This is a genomic window from Agromyces humatus (assembly GCF_021228295.1).
In the GTDB taxonomy this organism is placed as follows: Bacteria; Actinomycetota; Actinomycetes; order Actinomycetales; family Microbacteriaceae; genus Agromyces; species Agromyces humatus.
The window spans coordinates 291,451-308,673 of sequence record NZ_JAJQPD010000001.1; the positions used below are offsets into that span (position 1 = coordinate 291,451).

The window sequence follows — 17,223 nt, forward strand, 5'->3', positions numbered from 1 at the left end:
CTACCCGCGGTGGGCCGGCACGTGCGGTTCGCCGACGAGCACGTCGCCCCCGCTCGCATCGCTCGTGGCGGCCGTCGTGGACCGTGCGGTGCTCGACGGTTCGTCGTCGCGGCGACGCCACAGCTTCGACGGCCACCAGATCACGCGTCCGAGGTCGTAGGCCAGCGCCGGCACCAGCAGCGACCGCACCACGAACGTGTCCAGGAGCACGCCGAACGCGACGATGAACGAGATCTGCGCGAGGAACAGGATCGGCAGCACGCCGAGCGCGGCGAATGTGGCGGCGAGCACGAGCCCGGCTGAGGTGATGACGCCGCCGGTGACCACGAGTCCGCGCAGTACGCCCTCGCGAGTGCCATGGCGCGCGCTCTCCTCACGCACCCGGGTCATCAGGAAGATGTTGTAGTCGACCCCGAGCGCCACGAGGAACACGAACCCGAACAACGGTACGACGGGATCTGCGCCCGAGAAGCCCAAGATGCCGTTGAACACCAGCGCCGAGACGCCGAGTGCGGCGGCGAACGACAGCACGACCGTGGCGATGAGCAGCAGCGGAGCGACGATGGCGCGCAGCAGGACCATGAGGATCAGCAGGATCACGACGAGCACGAGCGGGATGATGAGGTTGCGATCCCGGATCGATGCGTCCTTCGTGTCGAGGGCGACTGCCGTCGTGCCGCCGACGAGCACCGGATCCTCGGCGGTCGAGATCGAGCCCAGCTCTCCCCGCAGCTCGGAGACGACGGCCTCCGCGTCTTCGGAGTCGCTCGCATAGGCGAGCGTCGCGTCGAGCCGGATCGAGCCGTCGATCACGGTCGGTTCGCCCGCCGGGGTCCCAGGGGGCCCCAACGGCTGGATGCCGTCCTCGGTGACCGGGAGCGAGCCGCTCGGTGAGTCCTCCGAAGCGACGGTGACCGACTCGACCCCGTCGGTCGACAGCAGCACGTCGACGACATCCTGCAGTTGCGCCTCGGACGCGATGACGACCGCGGGTGTTCCCGAACCGCCCGGGAAGTGCTCGCTGAGCAGCGCCTGCCCGTCGCGAGCCTGTGATTCGCCCAGCACGAATTCGCTGGAGGGCACGCCGTCGGCCTTGAGCTGGGTCATGCCGACCGCCATGACCGCGAGCAGCAGGGTCGACAGGAGCCAGGTCACGCGCGGCCGACGCGCGATGAGGCGGGCGACCTTCGGCCAGGCGCCGCGACCTGCCATGACGTCGTCGGTTTCGACGTGGGCGCTGAACTTCGGACGCACCGGCCAGAAGGCCGCTCGCCCGGCCCAGAGCATGAGCGCCGGCAGCAGGGTGAGCGCGGAGAGCACGGCGAAGACGATGCCGATCGCCGAGACGGGCCCGAGGATCTTGTTGGACACGAGTTCGCTGAGCAGCAGCAACAGCAGGCCCGCGATGACGGTGCCGCCCGACGCGACGATCGGCTCCCACGCTCCGCGCAGCGCCGACCAGGTGGCGTCCCACTTGCGTTCATGCGTGTGCAGCGCCTCGCGGTAGCGTGCGATGTACAGCAGGGAGTAGTCGGTGGCCGCTCCGATCACCAGGATGAACAGGATGCCCTGGGTCTGGCCGTTGAGCACGAGGATGTCAGCCTGCGCGAGTCCGACGACGGTCAGCACCGAAGCGCAGAGCGCGGTGAGGCTGGTTCCGAGTACGATCACGGGCAGCAGCGGGGACCGGTAGACGATGACGAGGATCACGAACACCGCGGCGAAGGCCACCAGCAGCAGCAGCCCGTCGATGCCGGCGAATGCACCCGTGAGATCGGTCGTGAACCCCGCGGGTCCCGTCACGGCCGCTTCGAGCCCTTCGGCGTCGGCCGTCGCGGCGACCTGGTCACGTATCGCTCCGACGACCTCGTCGATCTCGGCCGACGAATCGACCTGCACGAACACCTCGGCCGCGTCACCGTCCTCGGACGTCACCGCGGGCGACACCCCGTCGCCCACCACGCCGTCGATCTCCTGGAATGCCGCGACATCGTCATCGATCGCCGCGGTGTCGGCATCGGTCAGCCCGCCGTCGCGCGCGTAGACGACGATCGCCGGGATGACGTCGGAGGAACGGAACTCGGCCTGCGCCTCCTGTGCCTTGGTCGACTCTGCGTCGGCGGGGAGGAACTGGGACTGTTCGTTCTCGACGACGTCGCTCAGCGAGCCGAACGAGGCTCCGCCTGCGCCGAAGGCGGCGAACCACACCAGGATCAGGACGGATGGGATGAGGACGCGCAACCACACCGGCACCCGCTGGGTGGACGTGGTTCGCGATGGGTCGCGGTCAGAAGTATCGATCACACTGCGACGCTACGCGTGCGAGGGTTCACGCGGCATCGAACGAACGATTGATCCCGGATCCCGGGATCAGGGATCCGCGGAGATCAGGCCGTGGTGGCGTGCGTCGACTGGTACACGCGCAGCTTCGTGAGCACCTGTACGCGCAGTTCCTCGGGCGCGCTCTCTTTGCAGGCGCGCTGCACGACCTCGGTGATCGCGACGCCGACGCGCAACTCCGCCTGGCAGTCGGCGCAGTTCTCGATGTGCTCCCTGATGTCGGCGGCGTCCGCCGCGCGGAGTTCGTGGTGCAGGTACTCCTCGAGTTCGGCCCGGGCCTTCTCGCAGCCGCAGTCGGTCATTTCGCGCTCCTCGCGGGTTTCGGCGCCTTCTCGGCCGTGGCGATTCCCTGCTCACGGGCGTAGTCGGCGAGGGACTCGCGAAGCAGTCGCCGGCCACGGTGCAGGCGGCTCATCACGGTTCCGATGGGGGTGTTCATCATGTCGGCGATCTCTTGGTAGGAGAAGCCCTCCACGTCGGCGAAATACACGGCGAGCCGGAAGTCTTCAGGCAGCGCCTGCAGTGCGTCTTTCACCGCGCTGTCGGGCAGGTGGTCGATCGCCTCGGCCTCTGCCGAGCGGCTCGACCGAGCCGTCGTGGACTCGGCACCGCCGAGCTGCCAGTCCTCGAGGTCGTCGATCGTGCCCTGATAGGGCTCGCGCTGCTTCTTGCGGTAGCTGTTGATGAAGGTGTTCGTCAGGATGCGGTACAGCCACGCCTTCAGGTTGGTGCCCTGGGTGAACTGGCCGAAGGCCGCGAACGCCTTGACGAACGTCTCTTGCACCAGGTCTTGCGCGTCGGCCGGGTTCTTCGTCATGCGCAGTGCCGCGGCGTAGAGTTGGTCGATGAACGGCAGCGCCTGCTCTTCGAAGAGTTCGCCGATGGGCCGAGTCTCGTTCGTCGCTTCGGCTTCGGTCGGCGTGGTGTCGGTCTCGTCGGCAGTCATCACTCGCCATCCTAGATCGTCGACCTTCGCCCTCACCGGGCGTTCGAGCATCGCAACCGACACGCGCACCACTCTCCTTCCGCGTCCCTGACGCTACTGTTGATAACCGATGCTGATTTCGAAGTATTCCGAGCCCGAATTCGATCCGTACGGTGATGCGAGGCAGACCGAGACGGATGACGGGTGGCGCGCTCCACTCGCGACGTCGAAGCTCTCCGCGGTTCTGTCACTGCCCGGGTCGAAGTCGCTCACGAATCGCGAGCTCGTGCTGGCCGCGCTCGCCGACTCGCCCTCGACCCTGCACGCGCCGCTGTGGTCTCGCGACAGCGAGTTGATGGTCGAGGGCCTGCGTGCGCTCGGCACCGGTTTCGACCGGGTTCCCGGCTCCGGCGAGTTCGGCGACGACCTGCGCGTGACGCCGGCCGATGAGCTGCTCGGCTCGACGACGATCGACTGCGGCCTCGCCGGCACGGTCATGCGCTTCCTGCCGCCCGTCGCGGCCCTCGCGCTCGGTCCCACCACGTTCGACGGCGACGAGTACGCCAGGCGCCGCCCCATGGCCGGCGTGATCCACGGACTGCAGGCCCTCGGCGTCGACCTCGACGACGACCGTCGTGGCACGCTCCCGTTCACCGTGCACGGCACCGGTTCGGTCGCGGGCGGCGAGCTCGAGATCGACGCATCGGCGTCGAGCCAGTTCGTCTCGGCCCTCCTGCTGTCGGCCGCGCGCTTCGAACGGGGCCTCGACCTGCGCCATTCGGGTGAACGGCTGCCGAGCCTCCCCCACATCGAGATGACCATCGCGACACTCGCCGCGCGAGGCGTCGCCGTCGACAACCCCGAGACCGGGCGCTGGGTCGTCGCCCCCGGGCCCATCCGGGGCATCGACGTCGACATCGAACCCGATCTCTCGAACGCCGCGCCGTTCCTCGTCGCCGCACTGGTGGCCGGGGGGTCGGTGACCATCGCAGGCTGGCCGGCCGAGACCACCCAGGTCGGCGCGCAGCTCATCGACCTCCTCCCGCAGTTCGGCGCACGTGTGGTGCGCGACGGCGACCGGCTCACGGTGCATTCGCCCGAGAGCGCGACGGCCGAGGCCAGGGGCATCCGCGGCGTCGACCTCGATCTCTCCGAGGCCGGCGAACTGGTGCCGAACCTGGTCGCCCTTGCGGCCTTCGCCGAAGGGCCGTCGACCATCACGGGCATCGGGCACATCCGCCACCACGAGACCGACCGGCTCGCGGCGCTCGCCACCGAGCTCAACGGGCTCGGTGGGCGGGTCACCGAGCTCGAGGACGGGCTGCGCATCGAGCCCGCGCCGCTGCACGGCGGGGCATGGCGCGCCTACGCCGATCACCGCATGGCCACGACCGGCGCGATCGTCGGGCTCGCGGTGCCCGGTGTCGTCGTCGACGACATCGCGTCGACCGGCAAGACCCTGCCGCAGTTCACCGCGCTCTGGGAGCAGCTGCTGGCATGACCTGGTGGAGCGCCGACGACGACGAGGACGACGAGCCCGAGTTCGACGAATCCGACGTCCGTGTGCGCCCCAGCCGGCGCGGCAGCAGGCCCCGCACGAAGACGCGCCCCGAGCACGCCGACGCGGTCGAGGGCACGGTGCTCGGCGTCGACCGCGGACGCTATGCCGTGCTCGTCGACGAGGGCGGCCGCGACGAGCGCGAGATCACCGCGGCACGGGCGAGCGAGCTGCGGCGCAAGTCGGTCGTCACCGGTGACCATGTCGACCTCGTCGGCGACGTCTCGGGCGAACCCGGGTCGCTCTCACGCATCGTGCGGGTGGGCGAGCGCACGACGCTGCTGCGCCGGAGCGCCGACGACACCGACGAGGTCGAGCGGGTCATCGTGGCGAACGCCGACCAGATGCTCATCGTCGTGGCCGCAGCGAACCCCGAGCCCCGCATCAGGCTGCTCGACCGCTACCTCGTCGCCGCGTACGACGCGGGAATCAGGCCGCTGCTCTGCGTGACGAAGACCGACCTCGCCGATCCGACCGAGTTCCTCGACAACTTCGCCGGGCTGGAGTTCCCCGTGTTCCGTTCGAGCGCCGAGTCGATGCCGCTCGACGAGATCGCCGACGCGCTCGTCGGCCACCGAACCGTGTTCGTCGGTCACTCGGGCGTCGGCAAGTCGACGCTCGTGAACGCGCTCGTGCCCGGCGCCGACCGCGCGATCGGCCGCGTCAACGTGGTCACCGGGCGTGGGCGCCACACCTCGTCATCGACCGTCTCGCTGCGCATCGAGCGCGACGGGCGCACGGGCTGGGCGGTCGACACGCCGGGAGTGCGCTCGTTCGGCCTCGGTCACGTCGACCGCGCGAACATCCTCGGCGCATTCACCGATCTCGCCCGCGTCGCCGAGGACTGCCCGCGCGGATGCACGCACCTTCCCGATGCCCCCGATTGTGCGATCGTCGAGGCCGTCGAGGCCGGGGAACTCGGCGAGACCGGCCAGGCGCGACTCGACTCGCTGCAGCGACTGCTCACCACGTTCGCGGGCTGACCCGCCCTGCAGCCGGCCGTCCTTCAACTGCGCTCGGCTGGTGCCGCTCGCGCGGCCGCGGCACGGAGCATCCGCACATCGAAGCCTGCCTACGATGGGTGACATGACCGACGCACGACTCGCCCCCGGCGACCTCGCTCCCGACTTCACCCTCGACGACCAGAACGGAGCGCCCGTCAGCCTCTCCTCGCTGCGCGGCACGCGGGTCGTGCTGTACTTCTACCCCGAGGCGATGACCCCGGGTTGCACCACCGAGGCGTGCGACTTCCGCGACAGCCTCAACTCGTTCAAGAGCGCCGGCATCCGCGTCATCGGCGTCTCGAAGGACGACGTCGCCAAGCTCAAGACCTTCACCGAGCGCGACCGCCTCAACTTCAGCGTGCTCTCCGACGCCGACCTCGCCGTACAGCAGGCCTACGGCGTGTGGGGCGAGAAGATGCTCTACGGCAAGGTCGTCGTCGGGTCCATCCGCTCGACGTTCGTCATCGCCGACGACGGCCGCATCGAGAAGGCCATGTACAACGTGAAGGCCACCGGCCACGTCGCGCGCGTGCGGCGCGAACTCGGGCTCGACGCCGCCTGATCGCGAGAATCGGCGGGCACCGCTCGTCACGTGACGCGTGTCACGCGGCGTCGGGACTGCCTTCCGGACGCGAATACGCGATGCGCACGGGAGTCCACAGCAGCAACCCGATCACGGTGATCGCGGGCACGAGCAGCGCCCACCCGACGTCAGCGCGGGCGAACAGGCCCTGGAAGGCGCCGACCGCGACCGAGAGTTGCAGGATCTGCCACACGATCGCCGCCGCGCGAGCCCATGGCGCGCGCCGGAGCGACGCGATCGCGACCGCCCACACCCAGATCGCGCCGATCACGACGATCACGATGAGCGCGATCGCCGTCACGTACGACGACGGCTCGAGTGAGACCAGATCGATCACGAGCCACACGACCAGCGCGCTCACGACGGCGGCCTCGAGGAACAGCAGCACGCTCACGACGGTGAGCGCGACACGCACGCCGCCGCCGGCTGCGGATTCCCGTGCGGATGTCCCGGGGTGAGGCGATCCGGAGGCGGCATCCTCGTCGCGGGCGGCGTCGTCACGGGCGGGGTCGTCACGTCGATTCACAGGGTTATCCCATTCACAGCTATTGATTCGATCTCTCCGCTATGCGACCATTTATGAGGTCGAATTGATGCTCACAGGGACGTGAGCCGATCAGTCATGATCCTACTTCCCGAGATTCGACTTTCCCCCTGCAGCAGCCACTTCCGGCAAGCGCCAACAGGCGTGTCTGCGATCGAAACCCGCAAGGAGCATCTACATGGATTGGCGCGACAAGGCCGCCTGCCTCACCGCAGACCCGGAACTCTTCTTCCCGGTCGGCAACACTGGTCCCGCCGTCGACCAGATCGAGAAGGCGAAGGCCGTCTGCGCCCGTTGCACGGTCACCGAGATCTGCCTGCAGTACGCCCTCGAGTCCGGCCAGGATTCGGGCGTCTGGGGTGGCCTCAGCGAAGACGAGCGCCGCGCCCTGAAGCGCCGCGCCGCACGCGCACGCCGCGCAGGCTAGGCGCGGCGAGCGCAGCGAGACGCGGCACCCCCGCGAAAGGCAGTAGCCGTAGCGCTCGCGGCGCGCCAGCGCCGCGAAGCGTACCCGGCACACCCGGCAACGTGACGCGTGCCCGCAACCACCGTCCGCGACATCCGCTCGCCTACGCCGGCGCGATCCACCGCAGCGGCACCTCGATGGTCACTTCGGTGCCCCGGCCGACCACGGTGTGCCAGTCGATCGTTCCGCTGAGCTCGCCCTGGATGAGCGTGCGCACGATCTGCGTGCCGAGCCCCTCACCGACCTTGCCCTCGGGGAGTCCGGCGCCGGTGTCGCGCACCTGCACGGTGAGCATCGTGTCGGAGCGATTGGCGAGGATCTCGACGTCGCCCTCCTGACCGGCGAGGCCGTGCTCGACGGCGTTCGTCACGAGTTCGGTGAGCGCGAGCGCGAGCGGCGTCGCGTACTCGCTCGGCAGCACGCCGAACGACCCCGAACGCTTCGGGTGCACGGTCGTGTTGTGCGCCGACGCGACCTCGGCGACGAGCAGCAGTGCCCGGTCGAACACCTCGTCGAAGTCCACGTTCTGCGTGAGCCCCTCTGACAGCGTGTCGTGCACGACTGCGATCGCCCCCACCCGTCGCATGGCCTGCGTGAGTGCCTCGCGCGCCTCGTCGGATCGGGTGCGCCGCGCCTGGATGCGAAGGAGCGATGCGACGGTCTGCAGGTTGTTCTTGACGCGGTGGTGGATCTCGCGGATCGTCGCGTCCTTGGTGATGAGCTCCTGCTCCTGGTGACGGAGTTCGGTGACATCGCGGCTGAGCACGATCGCGCCGATGCGCTCGCCACGCCGACGGATGGGGATGGCGCGGAGCGAGACGGTGACGCCGCGCGACTCGACATCGGTACGCCACGGCGCCCGGCCCGTCACGACGAGGGGAAGGGACTCGTCGACGACGAGCTTGCCGCCGAGGAGTCGCGTCGTGACCTCGGCGAGCGACTCACCCTCGAGCTCGTCGTCGAAGCCGATGCGGTTGAACGCCGACAGGGCGTTGGGGCTCGCGAAGGTCGTGATGCCGTCGACGTCGAGGCGGATGAGCCCGTCGGAGGCGCGCGGCGCACCGCGGCGCGGGCCGGTCGGGGCGCCCAGGTCGGGGAAGTCGCCCGACGCGATCATCTGGAAGAGCTCTTCGGCGCACTCGTTGAACGTGAGCTCCTGCCGGCTCGGGGTGCGCGTCGAGCTGAGGTTCGTGTGCCTCGTGATCACCGCGACCGGCTCGGGCGCCACCGCGGTGCCGGTCGCGGTGAGTCGACGCATGACGGGCACCGCACGCACGCGCGTGGGCATCTCTTCGTACCAGTCGGGCGCCGAGGAGTCGACGATGCGACCGGTGCCGAAGGCCTCGGTCACGAGGTCGCGCCACTGCTCCTTGATCTCTTGACCCACGAAGTCGCGGTAGAAGAGCGTGGCTGCACTCGACGGGCGCGAGTGCGCCACGGCGACGAAGCCGGCGTCACCGGAGGGAACCCACAGCACGATGTCTGCGAACGCGAGGTCGGCGAGCAGCTGGAGGTCGCCGACGAGCATGTGCAGCCAGTCGACATCGGCCTGACTGCTGCGGCCCTGGGCGAGGACGAGATCACTGAGGGTCGACACGGGTTCCAGCGTAGTGCGCGCGGGCCTCAGCCGGTCGCCGCGCGTCGAACGGCGGAGAACGCGAACCCACGTCGTCGCGCGGGCTCGGGCGCGGGCAGGAGGCTGGCGAGCACGTATTCGTGGATCGCGGTGCGCAGCGGCGAACGGCTCGCAGCGTCGCGCAGCGTTCGTGCGGTGAGGATGGCGGCGTCGGTCGCCCGGCCGTCGTGTGGAAGCAGGGTGGCGTCGCCGAGCCCCGCGAAGCGCCGCAGGGTCTGGCGAACCTGCGCGTGGGCGTCGATGCCGAGGGCGCTCGTGCGCACCCGGTTGACGACGACGTCGATGCGTTCGGGTTCGACGAACTCGACCAGGTCGCCGTGCCCGCGCAGTAGGCGCGACAGGCCGACGGGGTCGGCGAGGCCGACGGCCACCACCCGGTCGGCGGCGGTGAGTGCGGCGAACGTCGCTGCGTTGCGGCGCGGGGCGAACTGGTCGCTCGTGAGCTCCTCGTCGTGCTCGAGGCTGAAACCCGCGTCGATGACGACGTACTCGGCCCATGCCCGCATCACGCCGATCGCCGCGGTGACGCGCTCGCGCGAGAGCTCGGGCCACCGGCTCGGCCCGACGAGCCCGGTGAACACGTCGAACGACGCGCGCGGCGCGGAATAACGCTGCGCGATGCGCTCCAGCTCGGCTCGGTCGAGGGCGTCGGAGCCCGCCAGCCGACAGGCGGCGGCGAACCCGGGCGTCTCGTCGAGCAGCCCGAGCGATGGGGCGATCGCGCCTCCGTAGGGGTCGGCATCGACCAGGGCGACCCGGTGGCCGGCTGCGGCGATCTCGGCGGCGAGGTTGATGGCCAGCGTCGTGCGGCCGGGTGCGCCGGCCGGGCCCCAGACCACGATGACGGATGTCGCGCCCGCCGCCCTGCGCTCGGGTTCGCCGACGCGGGAGGGCACGGGAACTCCCCCGCTCACGAGCGCCTCGATCTCGGCCGTCGGTGCGTTGCGGTCGGTGACCTCGTGGAGGCCGAGTTGCGCCGCGTGGGCACGCTCGGCGTCGTCGCCGGCGAGCCCGATGAGTCGAATGCCTCGCTCGTCGCACGCGTCGAGCAGTTCGGCGCTCAGGGTTCCGCGCCCGGCCCCGACGATGACGACGTCGGGCGCGAGCACGTCGAGGCTCTCGAGCAGGTCGCGCCAGCCCACGAGGCGGGCCACGATCGCGTGCCCGTGCTCGATGAAGTCGGCGACCAGCCGGTCTTCGGTGGCGGGGTCGAGCGCGAGCGCCAGCCTCGCCATGTCAGCCGACCGCCGATCGTGCGGCGACCAGGTCGATCGCATCGCCGGCGGCGAGTGCCTCGAGCAGGGCGGCGACCTTCTCGCGCGGGACGAGGAGTTCGACCGAGACCCCGTCGGTCTGCACCATGCCCTCGCTCTCGACGAGCCCGGCGATCTCGGCGTCGGAGATCAGCACCTTGGGCGGTTCGAAGCTGCCGCGCTCGACGGCCGCCGCAGACCACACATCGATGCGATCGCCCGCGGACAGGCCGCTCGGCAGCGGGCCGCGGCTCGGCACGACGACGACCGACAGCCCCGTGCGATCGACTTCGTCGACCGCGGACCTCGGCACGAACTCACCGGCCTGCACCGTGCGCGTCGCGACGAGACCGTCGCCCACGCCCTCCTCGGCGAGCAGATACCGCTCGGCACTCGAACCGAGCCGCACCGACTCGACGACGAGGTCGTCGACCGCCACGGTGCTGCCGGCGGTGATCGTGTCGCGCGCGACGTAGACCTCGATCGAGTCGTCGAACCCCGAGACGAGCGCCCACACGCCCGTCGTGGAGCCGGCGATCAGCACGATTCCGATGATGAGGCGAGGATCGAGGCGGAGCGCGCCTCGCTCGCGGTCGGTGCGACGTGCCATTCGTCGTGTCTCCTTTCGCCGGCGCCCGTGCGCCGCAGGTCAATCGTCACCCGAACCCGGGTGAATGCCCCGAAGTTATCCACAAGTGCCCCACCGGAAGCCAACGAGGTCGATAATCGTCACATGACCTCACCAGGTTCGAGCGGCGAGATCGGCCGCTTCCTCACGATCGCCGACGCGGCAGAGATCCTCGCCGTCGATGTGGCGACCGTCGACGACTTGATCCGCTCGGGCGAGCTCCCCGCGATCCGCGTCGGAACATCGGGTCCGTGGCGCATCGAGCGCGCGCAACTCGAGGTGTGGATCGAACTGCAGTACGAAGACGCCCGCAAGCACACCGCGTTCAACGAGGGCGAGTTCGCGAACGTGTTCGAGCTCTCGGGCGCCCGCCGCGACCGCATCCGTCCCGTCGACTGAGCGCGGCGGCGCGACCGCGCCGAGCAGCGACTTCGTCAGTCGAACTCGATGAGCAGCACGCGCGCGAGCGGCACGATGCGATATCCCTGCAGCTCACGTTCACGGCGCGGCGAACCGGGCTCGTGCAGCGCGAGGTCGACATGATCGCGCGCGACGCGGTCGAGCGTGCCGTGCACGACGCCGTCGACGGTGGTCAACCGCACGGGCGTGCGTCGGCGACACAGGTCGCGCAGCACGAACGGCAATCCGATGCGTTCGGCCAGGCGAGCGGATGACTCGGACACGGGCTCGAGGCTCGGGTCGAGCTGCGAGCGGCTCGGCAGTACCGCCGCGATCGCCGCGAGCGGCACGACGCACTGCCGTGACCGGCGGCCGGCGGCGCGCGACTCCGCACTCATCCAGTCTCGGCCGAACGCGAGCGGACGCAGCGCCATGACCACGCCCCCGTGGAGTTCGACGCGAACGATGACATCGCTGTCGTCGGTGATTCGCGAGATGGCGGTGAGTCGGTCGCGGAGCGTGAGCCGCCCGAGCCGCAGTCGCTCGCCTTCGAGGGCGAGCGCGCGCTCTTCATCGCGCTGTTCGCGGTCGAGCTGCGACTCGAGGTCGTCGAACAGCAGGTCCCAGCGCATGCAGCGACGCTACCGCGCGACATGTCGTATCGGCGAAGTTCTCCACAGGTGACAAAAGCGCTTGACACGCTTCGCGGCCCCTCAGTAGGTTCAGTCAGGAATCACCGATGCCCCCCAGAACGGGGGTCAATCAGGTCGCGCGATCGAGAGGTCGGCGAGCCCCGGCCCTACCTGGAGCATGAATGTCCGACCGCGCTGCCGCCACCGCCCGCCCGCTCGTGGAATCAGGTGCCCCCGCGCGCTTCCACGACGACCTCGACGACTATTTCGCACGCCAGCCGGCCAGAAGGGCCGAGCTCCCCGATCCAGAGCCCGTGCTGCGAAACCTCACGCGCTGCGTCATCGAGGCGCTCGCCGGCGCGCGCGACCTCGAGCAGCTCGCCCGCTGGGTGAACGACGACGTGTACCGCAATCTCTCCAAGCGCGTCGTGCTCGCTGCACGGGCGCGCCGCGTGAAAGACCAGGCACCGCAGCGCCCGGCGTTCTCGCTCGGGCGTGTGCACCTCAGCGAGCCGGCCGACGGCGTCATCGAGGGCGTCGTCATGGTGCACCAGCGCGCGCGTTCGCGTGCCGTCGCCATCCGTCTCGAGGGCTTCGACCAGCGCTGGCGCGCGAGCGCGATCAGCGTGCTCTGACGCCTGCCGCCTGCCGACTGCCGCCTGCCGCCTGAGACGGCGGATGCCCCTGCACCGCGCTCGCGCCGTGCAGGGGCATCCGTCATCGACTGTTAACGACCCTTGCGCTCCTGCGCACGCCGCTCGGCGCGGTTCTGCGGTGCGGCGCCGCCGTCGGCGCGCTGTCCGAACGCGCCGCGGGCCGGCTCGACCGCGGGCTGCGCCTGCGTCTGGCTCTCGGCCACCGCGCGGCGGGCGCGCTGCGTGGCCGCCTGCTGCACCTGACCGCGCTGGTTGCGCACCTCGACGCCGCCCGAGTCGCTCGGGGCCGAGAAGCTCAGCTTCTCGTCGGGAGTGGTCGGGCGGGCGAGCCCCTTGGCCTCGATGGTCGGGCCGACGCCACCCTGCGGCGCGACCTCGACCTCGAGGTTGAACAGGAAGCCGACCGTCTCTTCACGGATCGAGCCCATCATCTGCTGGAACATCGCGTAGCCCTCACGCTGGTACTCGACCAGCGGGTCGCGCTGCGCCATGGCGCGCAGACCGATGCCGTCCTTCAGGTAGTCCATCTCGTAGAGGTGGTCGCGCCAGCGGCGGTCGATCACCGAGAGCACGACGCGCCGCTCGAGTTCACGCATCGCAGGGCTGCCCAGCTGCGTTTCGCGGCTCTGGTAGGCGAGCTTCGCGTCGGAGAGGATCTCGCGCCGCACGAACTCGCGGTTGACGCGGCCCTTCTCGCCCGCCTCGGCGACGACCTCGTCGATCGTGATGCCGATCGGGTAGAGCGTCTTGAGCTCGGTCCACAGCGCGTCGAAGTCCCACTCGTCGGGGTTGCCCTCGGCGGTGTGCGAGTCGAGCACCTCGTCGATGACCTCTTCGAGGAACTTCTGCGTGCGCTCGTGCAGGTCGTCGCCTTCGAGGATGTGCCGGCGGTCGCCGTAGATGGCCTCGCGCTGGCGGTTCAGCACGTCATCGTACTTCAGCACGTTCTTGCGGATCTCGGCGTTGCGGGCCTCGACCTGCGACTGCGCCGACCGGATGGCCCGCGTGACGACCTTCGACTCGATGGCGACGTCGTCGGGCACGCCACGCGACATGAGGCTCTCGGCGGCACCCGCGTTGAAGAGGCGCATGAGGTCGTCGGTGAGCGAGAGGTAGAACCGGCTCTCGCCGGGGTCTCCCTGTCGACCCGAGCGCCCGCGCAGCTGGTTGTCGATGCGGCGCGACTCGTGGCGCTCGGTGCCGAGCACGTAGAGCCCGCCTGCCTCGAGCACCTTCGAGGCCTCGACCGCGACCTCGGCCTTCACCGACTCGAACACGGCGTCCCAGGCCGCCTCGTACTCTTCGGGCGTGTCGACCGGCGACAGGCCCTTCTCGTGCATCTGCTGCACCGCCATGAACTCGGCGTTGCCGCCGAGCATGACGTCGGTGCCGCGACCGGCCATGTTGGTCGCGACGGTGACGGCGCCATGGCGACCGGCCTGTGCGACGATCGCGGCCTCACGGGCGTGGTTCTTCGCGTTGAGGACCTCGTGACGCACGCCCTTCTTCGCGAGCAGCCGCGAGAGGTATTCGCTCTTCTCGACGCTCGTCGTGCCGACGAGCACGGGCTGCCCCTTGGCGTGGCGCTCGACGATGTCTTCGACGACCTGCGCGAACTTCGCCTCTTCGTTCTTGTAGACGAGGTCGGCCTGGTCGATGCGCACCATGGGCTTGTTGGTGGGGATCGCGACGACACCGAGCTTGTACGTCGACATGAACTCGGCGGCCTCGGTCTCAGCGGTACCGGTCATGCCCGAGAGCTTGGAGTAGAGGCGGAAGTAGTTCTGCAGCGTGACGGTGGCGAGGGTCTGGTTCTCGGCCTTGACCTGCACGCCCTCCTTCGCCTCGATCGCCTGGTGGATGCCCTCGTTGTAGCGACGGCCGACGAGGATGCGGCCGGTGTGCTCGTCGACGATCAGCACCTCGCCGTTCATGACGACGTAGTCTTTGTCGCGCTTGAACAGGGCGTTCGCCTTGATGGAGTTGTTGAGGAACGAGATGAGCGGGGTGTTCGCCGACTCGTAGAGGTTGTCGATGCCCAGGTAGTCTTCGACCTTCTCGATGCCGGGCTCGAGCACGCCGACCGTGCGCTTCTTCTCGTCGACCTCGAAGTCCTCACCGGGCACGAGTCGGTTCGCAAGCCGCGCGAACTCGGCGAACCAGCGGTTCGCCTCGCCCGATGCCGGGCCCGAGATGATGAGCGGCGTTCGGGCCTCGTCGATGAGGATCGAGTCGACCTCGTCGACGATCGCGAAGAAGTGGCCGCGCTGCACCATGTCGGTCGCCTGCCACGCCATGTTGTCGCGCAGGTAGTCGAAGCCGAACTCGTTGTTGGTGCCGTACGTGATGTCGGCCGCGTACTGCTCGCGGCGCACCGCGGGCGTCTGTCCGGCCACGATGCATCCGGTCGTCATTCCGAGCGCGCGGAAGACGCGCCCCATGAGCTCGGACTGGTAGCTCGCGAGGAAGTCGTTGACGGTGATGACGTGCACCCCGCGGCTCGTGAGCGCGTTCAGGTAGGCCGCGGTCGTGGCGACGAGCGTCTTGCCCTCGCCGGTCTTCATCTCGGCGATGTTGCCGAGGTGCAGGGCGGCGCCGCCCATGAGCTGCACGTCGAAGTGGCGCAGGCCGAGGGTGCGGCGAGATGCCTCGCGCACCGCGGCGAACGCCTCGGGCAGCAGGTCGTCGAGCGACTCGCCGTTCGAGTAGCGCTCGCGCAACTCGACGGTCTCGTGCTTCAGCTCGTCATCGCTGAGAGCCTGGAACCCGTCTTCGAGGGCGTTGATCGCCGCCGCGTAGTTCTCGAGCCGTCTGAGGGTTCGGCCCTCACCGACACGGAGGACCTTTTCCAGAATCGAAGCCACGAATGTTCTCCTGTACTCGTCGGGCACGCACGCCCCGGGTGGTGGGCACGCCCGTTACCGCCTGTGCAGCGGTCATCTTAGCCATGCTAGTGGGATGCAGGCTGAGCGGAATCCGCCCACCGCGGTCGCGGTGGGCGGATTCGCTGCGTCAGGCGGCCGGCCGGGTCAGGATGCGACGGCCGCCCTGCCCTTCGTCACCGGGGTGTCGATCGCGCCCTCGGCGTTCTCGTCGAGTCCGATGAGCCCGTAGTCCCAGCCCTTGCGGCGGTACACGACGCTCGGCCGGCCGGTTTCGGAATCGACGAACAGGTAGAAGTCGTGGCCGACCAGCTCCATGTAGTAGAGCGCGTCGTCGACGGCCATGGGCGTCGACGCGAAGACCTTGCGACGGATCACGACCGGGCTGTACACCTCGTCTTCTTCGGTCGCGTCGCTCTCGGAGACGACCGGAATGCTGCCGGTGCGCACCTGTTCGAGCACCTCGGGTGCCGCAGCCTGCACGCCGACCTCGGAGAACCCCGCCTCGGTCGCCTCACGAAGCGAGGTCGGGCGCCGCGACCCGCCGCGGTGCACCTTGCGGCGGTCCTTGGCCCGCCTGATGCGCTCGAGCAATCGGCCGAGCGCCACGTCGAACGCCGCGTACTTGTCGGAACCGTCAGCCTCGGCGCGGACCAGCGGCCCCTTGCCGACGAGGGTGAGTTCGACGCGGTCGATGCCGGGGTTGCCGTTCTTCTCATTCTGACGGCTGAGCTTCACGTCGAGCGAGATGGCCCGTTCGGCAAGGTGCGTGACCTTCTCCGACTTCTCGGTCGCGTAGGCGCGGAACCGATCCGTGATCCCCAAGTTGCGTCCGACGATGTTCAGTTCCATGACGACCTCCGTTCACCGGCGTGTCACCCGGTTCTAGAGGGTGGATCGACCACGCCTGTCCTGCCACCGTAGTCGCCCGACACGGCATTGTCACGGAATGTTTGCCATGAGTCTCTTGTGCCCGACGACCGCCTCAGCGGCGTCTCGGCGAGCACTGCGAGGCCGACCGTCACCGCGCCCGCTGCGGCCAGCGCGCGCATCGCCTCGGCGAGCGTCGAACCGGTCGTGAGCACGTCGTCGACGAGCAGGAATCGTCGGCCGTCGAGCGATCGCGGGGCCACGAGGGCACCCTCGGCATTGGCACGGCGGGCCTCGACACCGAGCCCGGCCTGGTCGGCGCGATCGCGCGCCAGGCGCAGCACCGACGCCGATCGGATGCCGCTGCACCGAAGCATGAGCTCGACGGGGCGGTATCCGCGGTCGCGAAAGGCCCGGGCCGTCGACGGGATGGTGCACACCTCGATCGGCGGGCCGGAGGGCGCGTCGGCAAGAGCGCACACGACCGCGGCGCGCAGCGCCCGCCCGAGCAACGGGGCTGCGTCGGTGCGACCGCCGTCCTTGAATGCCCCGATCACGGCCGCGACGGGCCCGGCGTACTGCAGCGCTGCCCACACCGGCGGCCCGTCGAATCGCTCGAGGGCTGGGCGGGAGACCAGCGTCGGGTGAGGGTCGAGTTCGCGGCGGCAGTCGTCGCAGACGGCCCGGTCGGCGAGCCCGCAGCCCGAGCATGCGACGGGTGCGAGCACCGCGAGCGCGTCGAGCGCGGCCGAGGCGAGGCGGGCGCGAAGGCCGCGGTCGCGGGCCGCGGGGTCGTGGTGATGCGCCGGGCGGGACATCCGCTCAGTCTCGACGACCTCGATCGCCT

General features: G+C 69.7%; 17 protein-coding genes. 6 read left to right on the plus strand and 11 right to left on the minus strand.

From position 1 onward, the window contains the following. The 3 genes from LSF15_RS01365 to LSF15_RS01375 all read right to left on the minus strand — a co-directional run bounded on the left by LSF15_RS01365 (position 1) and on the right by LSF15_RS01375 (position 3,286). Positions 1–2,304, minus strand: coding sequence for an MMPL family transporter (locus tag LSF15_RS01365; protein ID WP_372459873.1), 2,304 nt, complete (start codon positions 2,302–2,304; stop codon positions 1–3). Positions 2,305–2,387: 83 nt separating this feature from the next. Then, a complete protein-coding gene (locus LSF15_RS01370) occupies positions 2,388–2,642 on the minus strand; it encodes a zf-HC2 domain-containing protein (RefSeq protein ID WP_232496728.1) in 255 nt (84 codons plus the stop codon). After that, positions 2,639–3,286: a sigma-70 family RNA polymerase sigma factor gene (locus LSF15_RS01375; RefSeq protein WP_232496729.1), complete on the minus strand. Its 648-nt coding sequence runs from the start codon at positions 3,284–3,286 to the stop codon at positions 2,639–2,641. Before LSF15_RS01375 ends, LSF15_RS01370 begins: the two co-directional genes overlap by 4 nt. Positions 3,287–3,395: 109 nt before the next feature. On the opposite strand from LSF15_RS01375, the gene aroA reads away from it, so the two are divergent. The 3 genes from aroA (at position 3,396) to bcp (ending at position 6,389) form a co-directional block, all read left to right on the plus strand. Next, a complete protein-coding gene (gene aroA, locus LSF15_RS01380) occupies positions 3,396–4,766 on the plus strand; it encodes a 3-phosphoshikimate 1-carboxyvinyltransferase (RefSeq protein WP_232496730.1) in 1,371 nt (456 codons plus the stop codon). Continuing rightward, on the plus strand, positions 4,763–5,806 hold the full coding sequence (rsgA, locus tag LSF15_RS01385) for a ribosome small subunit-dependent GTPase A (RefSeq protein WP_232496731.1): 1,044 nt from the start codon (positions 4,763–4,765) through the stop codon (positions 5,804–5,806). Before aroA ends, rsgA begins: the two co-directional genes overlap by 4 nt. A gap of 103 nt (positions 5,807–5,909) precedes the next feature. Then, complete coding sequence (bcp, locus tag LSF15_RS01390) at positions 5,910–6,389, plus strand: thioredoxin-dependent thiol peroxidase (protein WP_232496732.1); 480 nt, start codon at positions 5,910–5,912, stop codon at positions 6,387–6,389. Positions 6,390–6,429: 40 nt separating this feature from the next. Here bcp and LSF15_RS01395 read toward each other — a convergent pair whose 3' ends face one another. Further along, positions 6,430–6,936: a hypothetical protein gene (locus tag LSF15_RS01395; RefSeq protein WP_232496733.1), complete on the minus strand. Its 507-nt coding sequence runs from the start codon at positions 6,934–6,936 to the stop codon at positions 6,430–6,432. Between the two features lie 196 nt (positions 6,937–7,132). On the opposite strand from LSF15_RS01395, the gene LSF15_RS01400 reads away from it, so the two are divergent. Beyond that, positions 7,133–7,381, plus strand: coding sequence for a WhiB family transcriptional regulator (locus LSF15_RS01400; RefSeq protein ID WP_231048476.1), 249 nt, complete (start codon positions 7,133–7,135; stop codon positions 7,379–7,381). Positions 7,382–7,523: 142 nt separating this feature from the next. On the opposite strand, the gene LSF15_RS01405 is transcribed toward LSF15_RS01400, so the two are convergent. From LSF15_RS01405 to LSF15_RS01415, 3 genes are read right to left on the minus strand one after another with little or no spacing between them, the layout of a single operon-like run. Beyond that, positions 7,524–9,017 carry a sensor histidine kinase gene (locus tag LSF15_RS01405; protein ID WP_232496734.1) on the minus strand — a complete coding sequence of 498 codons (1,494 nt, stop codon included), beginning with the start codon at positions 9,015–9,017 and terminating at the stop codon, positions 7,524–7,526. 26 nt (positions 9,018–9,043) lie between these two features. Further along, entirely contained in the window at positions 9,044–10,291 is a 1,248-nt protein-coding gene (locus LSF15_RS01410; protein WP_232496735.1) for a CpaE/TadZ family protein, read from the minus strand. Position 10,292: 1 nt separating this feature from the next. Next, positions 10,293–10,919 carry an SAF domain-containing protein gene (locus LSF15_RS01415; RefSeq protein ID WP_232496736.1) on the minus strand — a complete coding sequence of 209 codons (627 nt, stop codon included), beginning with the start codon at positions 10,917–10,919 and terminating at the stop codon, positions 10,293–10,295. A 123-nt stretch (positions 10,920–11,042) separates the two neighbouring features. On the opposite strand from LSF15_RS01415, the gene LSF15_RS01420 reads away from it, so the two are divergent. Further along, positions 11,043–11,336 (plus strand): helix-turn-helix domain-containing protein, encoded by a 294-nt coding sequence (locus LSF15_RS01420; RefSeq protein ID WP_232496737.1) that lies wholly within the window; start codon positions 11,043–11,045, stop codon positions 11,334–11,336. Between the two features lie 35 nt (positions 11,337–11,371). Here the strand turns inward: LSF15_RS01420 and LSF15_RS01425 are convergent, their stop codons facing one another. Beyond that, positions 11,372–11,968 carry a hypothetical protein gene (locus LSF15_RS01425; RefSeq protein WP_232496738.1) on the minus strand — a complete coding sequence of 199 codons (597 nt, stop codon included), beginning with the start codon at positions 11,966–11,968 and terminating at the stop codon, positions 11,372–11,374. A 182-nt stretch (positions 11,969–12,150) separates the two neighbouring features. Between LSF15_RS01425 and LSF15_RS01430 the strand changes: the two genes are divergently transcribed. After that, a complete protein-coding gene (locus LSF15_RS01430; RefSeq protein WP_232496739.1) occupies positions 12,151–12,603 on the plus strand; it encodes an Rv3235 family protein in 453 nt (150 codons plus the stop codon). A gap of 92 nt (positions 12,604–12,695) precedes the next feature. On the opposite strand, the gene secA is transcribed toward LSF15_RS01430, so the two are convergent. The 3 genes from secA to LSF15_RS01445 form a co-directional block, all read right to left on the minus strand. After that, on the minus strand, positions 12,696–15,488 hold the full coding sequence (gene secA, locus LSF15_RS01435; RefSeq protein WP_232496740.1) for a preprotein translocase subunit SecA: 2,793 nt from the start codon (positions 15,486–15,488) through the stop codon (positions 12,696–12,698). 165 nt (positions 15,489–15,653) lie between these two features. After that, complete coding sequence (gene hpf, locus LSF15_RS01440; protein ID WP_232496741.1) at positions 15,654–16,358, minus strand: ribosome hibernation-promoting factor, HPF/YfiA family; 705 nt, start codon at positions 16,356–16,358, stop codon at positions 15,654–15,656. A gap of 23 nt (positions 16,359–16,381) precedes the next feature. Continuing rightward, positions 16,382–17,194, minus strand: a complete 813-nt coding sequence (locus tag LSF15_RS01445; RefSeq protein WP_232496742.1) for a ComF family protein — start codon at positions 17,192–17,194, stop codon at positions 16,382–16,384. Positions 17,195–17,223 lie beyond the last annotated feature (29 nt).

What these genes read in the sequence shown, in the direction of transcription:
- LSF15_RS01420 (WP_232496737.1), top strand. Translation starts at nt 11,043, where the DNA reads ATGACCTCACCAGGTTCGAGCGGCGAGATCGGCCGCTTCCTCACGATC.
- rsgA (WP_232496731.1), top strand. Translation starts at nt 4,763, where the DNA reads ATGACCTGGTGGAGCGCCGACGACGACGAGGACGACGAGCCCGAGTTC.
- LSF15_RS01430 (WP_232496739.1), top strand. Translation starts at nt 12,151, where the DNA reads ATGTCCGACCGCGCTGCCGCCACCGCCCGCCCGCTCGTGGAATCAGGT.
- aroA (WP_232496730.1), top strand. Translation starts at nt 3,396, where the DNA reads ATGCTGATTTCGAAGTATTCCGAGCCCGAATTCGATCCGTACGGTGAT.
- LSF15_RS01375 (WP_232496729.1), bottom strand. Translation starts at nt 3,286, where the DNA reads ATGACTGCCGACGAGACCGACACCACGCCGACCGAAGCCGAAGCGACG.
- LSF15_RS01445 (WP_232496742.1), bottom strand. Translation starts at nt 17,194, where the DNA reads ATGTCCCGCCCGGCGCATCACCACGACCCCGCGGCCCGCGACCGCGGC.
- LSF15_RS01415 (WP_232496736.1), bottom strand. Translation starts at nt 10,919, where the DNA reads ATGGCACGTCGCACCGACCGCGAGCGAGGCGCGCTCCGCCTCGATCCT.
- LSF15_RS01410 (WP_232496735.1), bottom strand. Translation starts at nt 10,291, where the DNA reads ATGGCGAGGCTGGCGCTCGCGCTCGACCCCGCCACCGAAGACCGGCTG.
- hpf (WP_232496741.1), bottom strand. Translation starts at nt 16,358, where the DNA reads ATGGAACTGAACATCGTCGGACGCAACTTGGGGATCACGGATCGGTTC.
- LSF15_RS01400 (WP_231048476.1), top strand. Translation starts at nt 7,133, where the DNA reads ATGGATTGGCGCGACAAGGCCGCCTGCCTCACCGCAGACCCGGAACTC.
- LSF15_RS01370 (WP_232496728.1), bottom strand. Translation starts at nt 2,642, where the DNA reads ATGACCGACTGCGGCTGCGAGAAGGCCCGGGCCGAACTCGAGGAGTAC.
- LSF15_RS01425 (WP_232496738.1), bottom strand. Translation starts at nt 11,968, where the DNA reads ATGCGCTGGGACCTGCTGTTCGACGACCTCGAGTCGCAGCTCGACCGC.
- bcp (WP_232496732.1), top strand. Translation starts at nt 5,910, where the DNA reads ATGACCGACGCACGACTCGCCCCCGGCGACCTCGCTCCCGACTTCACC.